The organism is Gammaproteobacteria bacterium (assembly GCA_013817245.1).
Lineage (GTDB): Bacteria > Pseudomonadota > Gammaproteobacteria > HTCC5015 > HTCC5015 > JACDDA01.
Map to the genome: position 1 here is coordinate 333,697 of JACDDA010000001.1, position 12,927 is coordinate 346,623.

At 46.0% G+C, this 12,927-nt stretch carries 7 protein-coding genes and 1 CRISPR repeat array; of the genes, 4 read left to right on the forward strand and 3 right to left on the reverse strand.

All coding sequences use genetic code 11. The features are described 5' to 3' along the window. Window positions 1-8: 8 nt before the first annotated feature. Both H0W44_01690 and H0W44_01695 read right to left on the reverse strand, forming a co-directional pair. A complete protein-coding gene (locus H0W44_01690) occupies window positions 9-1,331 on the reverse strand; it encodes an insulinase family protein (protein ID MBA3581143.1) in 1,323 nt (440 codons plus the stop codon). After that, entirely contained in the window at window positions 1,328-2,692 is a 1,365-nt protein-coding gene (locus H0W44_01695) for an insulinase family protein (protein ID MBA3581144.1), read from the reverse strand. The genes H0W44_01690 and H0W44_01695 overlap by 4 nt, the downstream gene beginning before the upstream one ends. A 246-nt stretch (window positions 2,693-2,938) precedes the next feature. Between H0W44_01695 and ftsY the strand changes: the two genes are divergently transcribed. The 4 genes from ftsY (at window position 2,939) to rpoH (ending at window position 6,542) form a co-directional block, all read left to right on the forward strand. Beyond that, window positions 2,939-3,916 (forward strand): signal recognition particle-docking protein FtsY, encoded by a 978-nt coding sequence (gene ftsY, locus H0W44_01700; GenBank protein MBA3581145.1) that lies wholly within the window; start codon window positions 2,939-2,941, stop codon window positions 3,914-3,916. Further along, window positions 3,916-4,608: a cell division ATP-binding protein FtsE gene (ftsE, locus tag H0W44_01705; protein ID MBA3581146.1), complete on the forward strand. Its 693-nt coding sequence runs from the start codon at window positions 3,916-3,918 to the stop codon at window positions 4,606-4,608. The genes ftsY and ftsE overlap by 1 nt, the downstream gene beginning before the upstream one ends. Beyond that, window positions 4,595-5,566, forward strand: a complete 972-nt coding sequence (gene ftsX, locus H0W44_01710) for a cell division protein FtsX (GenBank protein ID MBA3581147.1) — start codon at window positions 4,595-4,597, stop codon at window positions 5,564-5,566. The genes ftsE and ftsX overlap by 14 nt, the downstream gene beginning before the upstream one ends. A 112-nt stretch (window positions 5,567-5,678) precedes the next feature. Then, window positions 5,679-6,542: an RNA polymerase sigma factor RpoH gene (gene rpoH / locus H0W44_01715; GenBank protein MBA3581148.1), complete on the forward strand. Its 864-nt coding sequence runs from the start codon at window positions 5,679-5,681 to the stop codon at window positions 6,540-6,542. Between the two features lie 363 nt (window positions 6,543-6,905). After that, window positions 6,906-11,973: a CRISPR direct-repeat array (repeat unit 28 nt; unit sequence TTTCTAAGCTGCGTGTGCGGCAGTGAAT). A 375-nt stretch (window positions 11,974-12,348) separates the two neighbouring features. Here the strand turns inward: rpoH and cas6f are convergent. Continuing rightward, window positions 12,349-12,927 carry a type I-F CRISPR-associated endoribonuclease Cas6/Csy4 gene (gene cas6f / locus H0W44_01720; GenBank protein MBA3581149.1) on the reverse strand — a complete coding sequence of 193 codons (579 nt, stop codon included), beginning with the start codon at window positions 12,925-12,927 and terminating at the stop codon, window positions 12,349-12,351.

The window sequence follows — 12,927 nt, forward strand, 5'->3', positions numbered from 1 at the left end:
TGCAGGCATTATTTATTTGCGGGCTTGGTCACAGCGCCGCCGACGATCACCAAGGCTAATTGCTCAGGATGTACGCGCCTAGTAAAAGCATCGCGAATATCCGTTACAGTGACAGCGCGAATTTTTTCATTGAATGTATTTAAATAATCTAAGGGCACATCATAAAAACCCATCATCGCTAAATAACCGATGCGCTCTTTGTTACTATCAATGCGCAAAGCAAAACCGCTGGTAATATTTTGGATGGATTTTTCTAGTTCTTTTTCAGTTGGGCCTTGTTCAACGAATTTTTTGATTTGCTCACGCATCAACGCAATAGCAGCTTCCGCTTGATCGTTGCGCGTTTGCATGCCGGCAGTGAAAGGACCAGCGACCGCCATCGGCGCAAAATAACTGTACACGCTATAAGCTAAACCGCGATCTTCACGAATACTTTGCATTAATCGCGAAGCAAAACCACTGCCGCCTAAAATATGATTCCCCACATATAAAGCAAAATAATCGGGATCATTACGCGCTACTATCGCTTGGCCTAACAAAATATGTGTTTGCGCCGTCGGCATAGCGATACGCTTTTCTAAATTCGCGACTTTATTCGCAACTGTTGGTAAAGCCGCCGCTTTTGTTCCTGTCGCTAAACCCTGGGTTAATTGTTCCGCTATCGCTTCTGCTTGCGCGCGCGACACGTCGCCAACCAATACTACCAACGCATTTTTCGCGACGTAATATTGCTGATGAAATGCTTGTAAATCTTTAGCCTTTAATTTTTGCACACTTTCAGCCACACCTTCTTCAGGTGAAGCATAAGCATGTGTGCCATAAATCGCCGCATAAAAAGCATCTGCGGCAATATCTCCTGGCGATTGCTGCTTCGCTTTAATTCCCAATAACAAACGATTTTTATCGCGCTCAACATCAGCTATTGGAAAAGTAGGTTTGGATAAAATAACACTGGCTGTTTCTAAGGCAATTTTTAATTGATCTGCATCGGTCAAACTACGCAAACTTAAAGTTGCCATATCACGATCCGCACCGGTTGAAACGACCGCGCCTATATTTTCTAAGCGACTTGCAATTTGATCAGCATTCCAATTACCTGCGCCACTCATTAATAAAGCACTGGTTAACTGCGCCACACCGGGCTGTTGCGCATCGCGCGCACTGCCAGCAGCAAATACTACGCGCACATCTAGCATCGGAATTTCAGGTGAAGCAACAAATAAAACTTTACTGCCTTTCGTAGTCGACCATTGTTGAATAGTCGGCCCCGCTATCACAACCGAAGCCCATAACATCATGCTCATTACTGTAATTAATTTTTTCATGTTTATTCTCCGCTCACGTTAGGAGCAGTTATAGATGACTGCGGCACAAGTTCTGCCACTGTCACATGCTGATCAACAAAATACTCTTTCGCTACAGATTGAACTTGTTCAGCCGTCACCGCTTTAATTCCTGCGACATATTCATCTGCACGTTGCCAACCTAAACCAACCGCTTCTAAGAGACCTAAGCGCATGCCTTGATAAAACATAGAATCGCGCTGATATACTTCACTGGCTAACACTTGGGCTTTGACGCGTGCTAACTCTTCAGCGCTGATTTTATGCGTTTTTAATTTATTTAATTGTTGGCGCAATGCGGTTTCAATATCAGCGACTTTTTTGTTGTCGTTCGGCACAGCACTCAATACAAACGAAGAATTCAAACGGTCATACATGTCATAACTGACGCTCACTTGCGCGGCAATTTGTTGCCCGCGAATTAATTCACGACTCAAGCGCGCGCTATCGCCACCGTCTAACACACCCGCCAATACATCCAGTGCGTACACTTGCCAAGCTTCTTTGGCAGTTTTTAATACGGGCACGGGATAACCTAACACTACATAAGGGACTTCTGCTGGCGCATGCACTTTTATGCGCCGTTCACCTAATTGCGGAATTTCAATTTGAGTTTTTGGCGGGACTAATAGAGAAGGTTTAAGTTTGCCGAAATATTTTTTGGCTAAAGCATAAACTGCTGCGGGCTGCACATCTCCGACCACTACTAAGATAGCGTTATTCGGTGCATACCAACGATCATACCATTCACGTGCATCGTTCACTTTGTAATTCGTAATATCATCCATCCAACCAATGATCGGATGATGATACGGACTGTTCACAAAAGCAGTGGCTTGAAATTGTTCGAATGTTAAAGCTTGCGGATTATCTTCGGTGCGCATACGGCGCTCTTCTTTAACAACTTGTAATTCTTTTTTCAATTCGGTTTCATCTAATTTTAAATTGCGCATCCGCTCCGCTTCCAAACGCAAGCACAACTCTAAACGATCTGCCGCAATCGTTTGAAAATATGCAGTGTAATCCGTACCAGTAAAAGCGTTTTCTTCGCCGCCATTAAACGCAATAATTTCTGAAAATTCGCCAGGCTTTAATTTTTTGGTGCCTTTAAACATCATATGTTCCAACATATGCGAGATGCCGGTAACGCCGTTGTGTTCATAGCTAGAACCCACGCGATACCATACTTGCGACACCACTACCGGTGCGCGATGATCGGGCAACACCAAAATCCGCATGCCATTATCTAATTCATAAACCGTTACATTTGCTGCCGTAGTAGCTGGCAATAATTCGGCATGTGCTAGCGTGTTATACACACCGGCGTTACATAAAAGAGCTATTCCCATTAGCTTAAAGAAATTTGCTTGTCGGTATTTATTTTTAATACTATTAATTAAGCGCATTAATACTCCAATTTTCTAACTGTTTTCTAATAACGACATAAAATAAACCACTTAATTCTTAAACAGCAGCAGCGCTAATTTCTTACCAGCACGGGCTGCAGATGATACGATACTGCCGGCGGCAATCCCAGCTTGAACTTTGCGGATGACGCTGCCTCACTTTAATAAGGTTTATATCAGGTTTACATCATGAATTGGCTACAACGTGTTTTCCAATCCCATCCGAGTACGCCGGACACGAGTCCCGCCAACCGCTCGGCGTTGCAACAGAGTCTACGAAAAACTCGCGCGATATTGACCACTGATTTAGGTGATTTGTTGCGCGGCAAGAAAAATATTGATGCCGCCACGCTCGAAGATCTAGAAACACGTTTATTGATGGCGGATGTCGGCATTAGCACCACGGAATGGATTATTGACCAACTCCGTAGTCGGAGTAGTTTTAATGAGAGCACTGATCCTGATGCGTTGATGCAACATTTATTTAACATCTTGTGCGAGAGCCTGCAAACCAACAAACCTGCCCTTACTATTGATGCCGCAAAACCATTTACCTTCTTAGTTATCGGTGTTAATGGCAGCGGCAAAACCACCACCATTGGCAAGTTAGCGCATTATTTTAAGCAACAAAACCAACAGGTGTTGTTAGCTGCGGGTGATACTTTCCGCGCGGCTGCGATTGAACAATTGCAAGCGTGGGGTCAGCGCAATGACGTGGCGGTTATTGCCCAACAATCTGGCGCCGATAGTGCAGCGGTAATTTTTGATGCGTTACAAGCTGCGCAAGCACGCAAGGTTGATATTTTAATTGCTGACACCGCTGGCCGTTTGCATACTCAACAAGGCTTGATGGATGAGTTAAAAAAAGTAAAGCGCGTCCTCAGTAAATTAGATGCAACAGCGCCGCATGAAACCTTATTGGTGTTAGATGCCAGCAGCGGTCAAAATGCGTTAGTGCAAGCACGACAATTTCATGAAGCGATTGGCGTCACCGGTTTAGTGTTAACAAAATTAGACGGCACTGCAAAAGGTGGTATTGTATTTGCCATCAGCCGCGAACTCGGTTTGCCGATTCGATTTATTGGCGTAGGCGAAAAGGCCGATGATTTACGCGTCTTTGAGCCGGTAAGTTATGTCGCCGCATTGTTAGATGAGAACACGCCCTAATGTTGCAATTCGATCATGTCTTTAAACGTTATCCCAGCGGACAAGATGCACTGAGTGATGTGAATTTTTTTCTCGCAGCGGGTGAAATGGCGTTTTTAACCGGACATTCGGGTGCGGGCAAAAGTACTTTTTTAAAACTCGTTACCGCTATTGAATATTGCTCGCGTGGCCAAATTATTATTAATGGCATGAACATCAGCAAATTACCCAAATGGCGTGTGCCGTATTTACGTCGACAAATCGGCGTGATTTTTCAAGATCATCAATTACTGCATGATCGCACCGTGTTTGATAATGTTGCGTTGCCTTTAATTATTGCGGGTTATGCGCATCGAGAAATTGGTCGACGGGTGCGCGCTTCTTTAGACAAAGTTGATTTGCTCCATAAAGAACGAGCGTATCCCATCACTTTATCCGGTGGTGAACAACAACGTGTTGGCATCGCGCGCGCGGTAGTGAACAAACCACCCATTTTACTTGCCGATGAACCTACGGGTAATTTAGATCCCGCATTATCGCGCGACATTATGAATTTATTCGCAAGCTTCCACCAAGTCGGTGTGACCGTGTTAGTGGCTACTCACGCGATTGATTTAATTAACACACTGCCTTATCGACGTATTATTTTAAGCCAAGGCAAATTAATTCACGATGGTCATGCCGCATTGCATGAGGAAGATGCGCATGGTTGAAGCACGTCGCAAACAATCACCGGCATGGCAAGGGCTGATTAGCGCTTACGCTATCAATCATGCACAAGTGTGTATTAGCAGCTTGGGTCGTTTATGGCGCGCACCGATTGCGAGCTTAATGACTGCTGCGGTTATCGCAATTTCACTGGCATTACCGGCAGGATTTTTTATTGTATTAGAAAATGCGCAACGTTTAAGTGGTGGCTGGGATGGTATCGCGCGCGTCTCCTTATATATGAAACGTGATCAGCCCAACGAACGTATTACACAACTCGTGCAGAGTTTGCGACTACGCTCAGAAGTTGCTCACTTACAATTCATTAGCGCCGATCAAGCATTAGAAGAATTTAAAACCCGTAGCGAATATGGCACGGCATTAGACGCCTTACCTAACAATCCATTGCCTGCCGTGATTGTGATCACACCCACCGCCGCCAATGCGGAGCCGGCAGCGTTAGAAGCTTTCGCGGCTGAATTACAGCAGTTTTCAGAAGTTGATCAAGTCCAGCTAGATTTACAGTGGTTAAAACGCTTATACGCCATCATGGATTTGATTCAACGCGGCTTACTGATTATTGCCAGCTTATTAGCACTGGGCGTCGTGCTGGTGATCGGCAACACCATCCGCCTCGACATCCTAAATCGTCGCCATGAAATCCAAGTCATGAAACTGATCGGCGCAACCGCCGGCTTTATTCGTCGACCGTTTTTGTACACCGGTTTTTGGTATGGCCTTAGCGGCGGCATCATCGCCCTTTTGTTAGTCAACGGCGGCTTAGGCATGCTCCGCAGTCCGGTTAAACATCTTGCCGGCAGCTACAACAGCGACTTCCAATTGCAAACATTCGGCTTTGTAGACACCTTTATATTGCTGGGCGTCGCCATTAGTTTGGGTTTATTAGGTTCCTGGCTAGCCGTCAGCCGCCACCTACAAACCATCGAGCCCGGTAGCCGCTAAAACCCGCTTCACGCGCACGGGAACCTGCCTTATCATTAGCACTCTAACGCTCCGAGTGCCAAAACTGATAAACACTGCTAGACTCTATCCACTTTCCAAGGGGACTTCACCGATGACGACTGCCGTTATTCGCCATGATTTCAATACCTTACCCGTATTATCCAGCGATACGCTGGATCGCTATATGGCACACCTCAGCCAAATTCCCATCCTCAGCGCGGACGAAGAACACGCGCTAGCGATTCGTTTACACGAACAAAATGACCTTGCTGCCGCGCAAAAACTTATTTTGTCGCACCTACGTTTTGTCGCACACATCGCACGCGGCTATAAGGGCTATGGCCTGCCCATGGCCGACCTCATCCAAGAAGGCAATATCGGCCTAATGAAAGCCGTCAAACGCTTTGACCACAAGATAGGCGTACGCCTCGTTTCGTTTGCGGTGCATTGGATACGCGCCGAAATTCACGAATACATTATTCGCAACTGGCGCATCGTTAAAGTTGCCACCACCAAAGCACAACGCAAATTATTTTTTAAATTGCGCAGCGCCAAAAAACAACTCGCTTGGCTAAACCAAGATGAAGTAGAAACCGTGGCACGCGAACTCGGCGTAGACGTCGCCAGCGTTATAGAAATGGAAAGCCGCATGAGCGGCAAAGACATCGGCTTTGACTTACACGACGACGCCGATGAAGAAACCAGCTTTGCACCCGTGCAATATTTAGAAGCCCCGAACGCAGATCCTGCGCGCTTACTCGAACGCGACGACTGGCAAGACACCCATGCCGATAAACTCAGCGATGCGTTAATCAAACTGGACGATCGCAGCCGTGCGATTCTCGAACGCCGCTGGCTAGCTGACAAAAAAGCCACCCTGCATCAACTCGCAGACGAATACGGCGTATCCGCAGAACGCATTCGTCAATTAGAAAATAACGCCATCAAGAAACTGCGCACCGCGATTAGTGCGTAAGAAATCCTTGCTATAACTCTTATCGATGAACCGGTGACAAATTGTTACCGGTTCATTTATATCAATCCGTCTTTTTATTGCAAAGCACAATCTAGAAATATAAAAATTTTTATCAAGCGTCTATCGACTTGACCTATAAGTTGATTTGGTTGCTCAGCGGCAATATTTTCTAAGATTCGTCCACCGAGTACGGAGCCTTCGCTTCCACCAATGTTATTCCCGTCTTATTTACTAAAATTGCTGAGTCGTCCGGATAACGTTTTGAGCGCAGCAATCCCCGTGCTTTTTTGTTTTTCGGTAGTGTTTGGTCTTGTTTCGGTATTTTCATAAAGCTTAATACTTTTTTCGGTCTCCTTGGCTATTTTTCTAAGCTGCGTGTGCGGCAGTGAATTTTCCAGCCGTCTACTTTTCCGCCGGCTTCTATTTCTAAGCTGCGTGTGCGGCAGTGAATGCATTTTGCAGTTTATAGCGCCGCTTTTTTGGTTTCTAAGCTGCGTGTGCGGCAGTGAATTCCGAGCCGATTTAATTAATCCAGACTTTATTTTTCTAAGCTGCGTGTGCGGCAGTGAATGCTCCAACAAAGCAAGCAAGTTTTTCCGATGATTTCTAAGCTGCGTGTGCGGCAGTGAATGGCAACGGCAACTTGAATAACGTCAACGTGCTTTTCTAAGCTGCGTGTGCGGCAGTGAATATTCTTCGGTGATATCGCGACCACCGCTGAACTTTCTAAGCTGCGTGTGCGGCAGTGAATTACTGTTCGCGGGCAAGTAAATAGTCATGATTTTTCTAAGCTGCGTGTGCGGCAGTGAATAGCTTAGTTATAACTTGCTAACGACTGGTTTCTTTCTAAGCTGCGTGTGCGGCAGTGAATTTGCCGTTGTCAGCGCCCCGCCGATGATGCTATTTCTAAGCTGCGTGTGCGGCAGTGAATAATCCACCATGCGTTTCTTGTCGCTTAACAATTTTCTAAGCTGCGTGTGCGGCAGTGAATCAGGTGTCCACTGCTTAATCGTCGGCATAGTATTTCTAAGCTGCGTGTGCGGCAGTGAATTCTGCGCGGTGACAATCAGCCACGAGGTGCTCTTTCTAAGCTGCGTGTGCGGCAGTGAATTCGGTATAAAAAAATCATTAAACATACACATATTTCTAAGCTGCGTGTGCGGCAGTGAATATAAAGCGCAGTTAGTCGCGGCGATAGAATCCTTTCTAAGCTGCGTGTGCGGCAGTGAATGTTTAGTCCAACGTCATTATTTTGTTTAGACTTTTCTAAGCTGCGTGTGCGGCAGTGAATCTCAACAAGATTGACGTACGCATCATCGCTTATTTCTAAGCTGCGTGTGCGGCAGTGAATGGGGCAGCTCATCTTTTAGAAATTCAACGTCCTTTCTAAGCTGCGTGTGCGGCAGTGAATCAAGCGCTGAAGCCGCTGACACAATTCATCTGTTTCTAAGCTGCGTGTGCGGCAGTGAATCACACCAAAGAGTTTCTAATATTGAAAAATAGTTTCTAAGCTGCGTGTGCGGCAGTGAATAGGCTGGAGGCCATACGCCACGCGGTCTACAATTTCTAAGCTGCGTGTGCGGCAGTGAATATTGTGTGTCAACTGTAACATTACCTAGTGCCTTTCTAAGCTGCGTGTGCGGCAGTGAATACATCGGATCAAAACTGCACGTCCGTTGACATTTTCTAAGCTGCGTGTGCGGCAGTGAATGCATATTGAAGTTATACATCGCGGTAATAGATTTTCTAAGCTGCGTGTGCGGCAGTGAATCTTGATATTGATTTACTACGGAAAATCAATGCTTTCTAAGCTGCGTGTGCGGCAGTGAATGCACAAATACCGGCGATCAAACAAATATATCGTTTCTAAGCTGCGTGTGCGGCAGTGAATAGTGGGTCATTATTTTTAAGCGCTGTGATCACTTTCTAAGCTGCGTGTGCGGCAGTGAATAATTACGTTCCATTTTGGTCTATTTGTTCTTATTTCTAAGCTGCGTGTGCGGCAGTGAATTCGGCGGCGGTGGTGGTGGCGGTTCATCCGGTTTTCTAAGCTGCGTGTGCGGCAGTGAATGAGTAGCGATAACTCGCTACCATATTTCCCCTTTTCTAAGCTGCGTGTGCGGCAGTGAATATATAGCATGTGGATTTGCGGTTTTGAGCGGTTTTCTAAGCTGCGTGTGCGGCAGTGAATGATTCCGAGTTGCTGACTCAAGGAATCGTCTGTTTCTAAGCTGCGTGTGCGGCAGTGAATGCTATTAGCCATAGCCACGATCGGCGATATTATTTCTAAGCTGCGTGTGCGGCAGTGAATACCACAAGCCGGCGCGATGGGCGACACGTCACTTTCTAAGCTGCGTGTGCGGCAGTGAATACAAAGCCGCAACAAGCACTCAAGTTACCGCTTTTCTAAGCTGCGTGTGCGGCAGTGAATTATTCTCGGGAATGCGTGCATTTTTGGTTCTATTTCTAAGCTGCGTGTGCGGCAGTGAATGTGTTTGTTGATAGTCAGCTAAAACACGCAGATTTCTAAGCTGCGTGTGCGGCAGTGAATGCGCAGATGGTCAGCCGATGGGTATTTTAGGCTTTCTAAGCTGCGTGTGCGGCAGTGAATAAGTGCCGTAACCATCTGGCGCATTAGGATTCTTTCTAAGCTGCGTGTGCGGCAGTGAATGGGGCAGCTCATCTTTTAGAAATTCAACGTCTTTTCTAAGCTGCGTGTGCGGCAGTGAATGCAGCTTCAGCGCCGGTGATTACAGAAACTGCTTTCTAAGCTGCGTGTGCGGCAGTGAATCATATTCTGCTTCCCACTGATCAATCGTTAACTTTCTAAGCTGCGTGTGCGGCAGTGAATCCTTAAATGCCGCGCCGGCTACCTGCCTGGCTTTTCTAAGCTGCGTGTGCGGCAGTGAATTCTGGGGCGGCTCGATTATTCGTCAAGTGACCTTTCTAAGCTGCGTGTGCGGCAGTGAATAATAAATCGATGCTCTCGCCCGAAAGTTTTTCTTTCTAAGCTGCGTGTGCGGCAGTGAATCTTTGTTTAACCATTTTTTCTCGGTTTGATTCTTTCTAAGCTGCGTGTGCGGCAGTGAATGAGTTAAGATTTTATTATTTTCGAGTTGAGATTTTCTAAGCTGCGTGTGCGGCAGTGAATATCAAGTTAGAATTATTAAGCTAAAGCAGAGCTTTCTAAGCTGCGTGTGCGGCAGTGAATTAATAGATAAGTATCGCGTAGTCGCATGGCAATTTCTAAGCTGCGTGTGCGGCAGTGAATCATGACGGGGAGTTAATTAGTGAAACAGAGGCTTTCTAAGCTGCGTGTGCGGCAGTGAATATAATTATGGGAAATAAACAATCGTTTTCAATTTTCTAAGCTGCGTGTGCGGCAGTGAATAAAAGAATATTTTTCGGCGTACTTTAGTGTTTTTTCTAAGCTGCGTGTGCGGCAGTGAATCTTGCGGGAACCGCTATAAAATATTTCTCAGTTTTCTAAGCTGCGTGTGCGGCAGTGAATATCGCCCACCAGCCAACCGAAAATGGCGCAGCTTTCTAAGCTGCGTGTGCGGCAGTGAATTTTATTATCAAATCGCAGACGATGAATTTGTATTTCTAAGCTGCGTGTGCGGCAGTGAATTTCAAAAAATAAAAAGCCAGCAATTCGGCGGCTTTCTAAGCTGCGTGTGCGGCAGTGAATTGGTTCTTGGCTCGGCATTTCTAGAATGTATTTTTCTAAGCTGCGTGTGCGGCAGTGAATACCGCACTCAAGCAGCGCGTAGTAATGATTATTTTCTAAGCTGCGTGTGCGGCAGTGAATACATATATAAGTGTTAATGACAGCATTGCGGCTTTCTAAGCTGCGTGTGCGGCAGTGAATTCAGCTTTGCCGCCCGACAAACAAAACAGACGTTTCTAAGCTGCGTGTGCGGCAGTGAATTTAATACATAAATTACAGGCGCATTATGATGCTTTCTAAGCTGCGTGTGCGGCAGTGAATCCCGGCTACTGCTGCAAGATATGTATCTACTATTTCTAAGCTGCGTGTGCGGCAGTGAATAACAGAAACTGGCAAATTGGAATCTTGCCAGTTTTCTAAGCTGCGTGTGCGGCAGTGAATGAGGACCCAGCGACGCTATAGCTTCTAAAGTTTTTCTAAGCTGCGTGTGCGGCAGTGAATCAATCCCGAATACAACGCCGCTCACCTGGATCTTTCTAAGCTGCGTGTGCGGCAGTGAATGCCTTTCGTAAGGCCTGGGCTTCCGCGCATTTTTTCTAAGCTGCGTGTGCGGCAGTGAATGCGCACTGCGCCAATATCGCCGAAAATGCTGCTTTCTAAGCTGCGTGTGCGGCAGTGAATTGTATAAGTCGCCGCCCCGAAGGGCGGCTGTGTTTCTAAGCTGCGTGTGCGGCAGTGAATGCAAACAGATACGCTATAACTATTATGGATGATTTCTAAGCTGCGTGTGCGGCAGTGAATCTATTACTGCTGGCAAGGTCACTGGTGTGACATTTCTAAGCTGCGTGTGCGGCAGTGAATAAAATGCAGCAAGTCAAGTAGCGCTGCTAAGTTTTCTAAGCTGCGTGTGCGGCAGTGAATAGCACAAAGCTACAAAAAGGATATGAAAATGGTTTCTAAGCTGCGTGTGCGGCAGTGAATAAGCTGGAGGCCATACGCCACGCGGTCTACACTTTCTAAGCTGCGTGTGCGGCAGTGAATCCGATGCTAGTGCCGGCGTGAGACAAGCTGGATTTCTAAGCTGCGTGTGCGGCAGTGAATTTGTCTCACGCATGTGTCAAGACCTAGCCCACTTTCTAAGCTGCGTGTGCGGCAGTGAATTACAAAAAGGATATGAAAATGGGAAATTTCACTTTCTAAGCTGCGTGTGCGGCAGTGAATCACTATATAACTCGCACGTTGTACACGCTGCTTTTCTAAGCTGCGTGTGCGGCAGTGAATATCAACATTAGATATTGTTTCAAGTGTTGATTTTTCTAAGCTGCGTGTGCGGCAGTGAATGCTTAATGCTGATGACGCGCACATTGTTGAGCTTTCTAAGCTGCGTGTGCGGCAGTGAATCGCTATATAACTCGCACGCTGTGCACGTTGCTTTTCTAAGCTGCGTGTGCGGCAGTGAATTGATATAGGCTTGCGTGTTGTTCTCATTACTCTTTCTAAGCTGCGTGTGCGGCAGTGAATGAAGTGATAAGGTTGTTTGGGTCGGAATATACTTTCTAAGCTGCGTGTGCGGCAGTGAATCATAAAACTATCGTCAATCGCTATATTTCCATTTTCTAAGCTGCGTGTGCGGCAGTGAATAGGGTCTGGGTAGAGATCGGTCGTTTTTGGTTTTTCTAAGCTGCGTGTGCGGCAGTGAATACGTTCTTCTTTAACCGCGTACCACGCTTTTTTTTCTAAGCTGCGTGTGCGGCAGTGAATAGGAGTTTACGGGGAAAAAAATAAGTTACAAGAAGGACTTAGTTGCATTAATCAGTTTTGACCAATGATTTTAAGGCCTATTGCAACTTATTGAATTTAATGCAAATTTTTAAAGAGCTAATTTTATTGGTTCAAACTAATGACCAATATGTGTGATAGCTACAAATACTCAAATGGAAGCGCTATATTCTGCCGCGGCTTCCGCAATGCTGCTCTTGTTCCACAATCAACCGACCCATGCCAATAAGCAAGCACCATTGCGCTGTTCACGCTACGTTGAACTTGCGCTTTGGCTTGTTTGATAATCTGACTATGCTGATTAGCATATGATCGGATGTTGATAATGGCGTTTTGCTCACAATAAATTTCTTAACGTTAAAACCAAGGTACGGTAGCGGATGCGCTTAATCCATAAAGATTAAAGCCGCCGGTAACGGCTTGTTCAACTTCCCGTTTGCTGATGAATAAACGAAAATCATTTCCGCCACTCAAACTATGCAGGTGAATGAAAGGTTCTTTCAGTTTTTCATCCTTAAAGCCTTTTAGAAGTACCAAGGCATTTTGTTCAGTGATGTTTTCGCGGCGCGCCTTACGCCTGGCGACACGCTCAATATTCGATTTTGCCTGTAAACGACTAAAACAAGCATATTGTGAGATGCTAGCTGGCACTTCGCGAACTTTAGTGAAGTGTACATAATCACTAAAGCGGGCAAGCCATTTTCGAATATCGAGCGCATCAAGTTGAGATTGTTCATTTGCAAACAACCTCAATTTTTTTCCTAAATACAGCGTGGACTTATCATGCTCAGGAAACGCGACCGCAATTGGTACTTGTTTATTGGCATCTTGAATTTCTACCAGCGCTAAATGAATTTGCTGATAGATCTTGGCCCATAGGAAATTTAGCCCGATTTCGGCATCGGGCAGCAAGGTAGCTTCAATGTAAAATTTCAT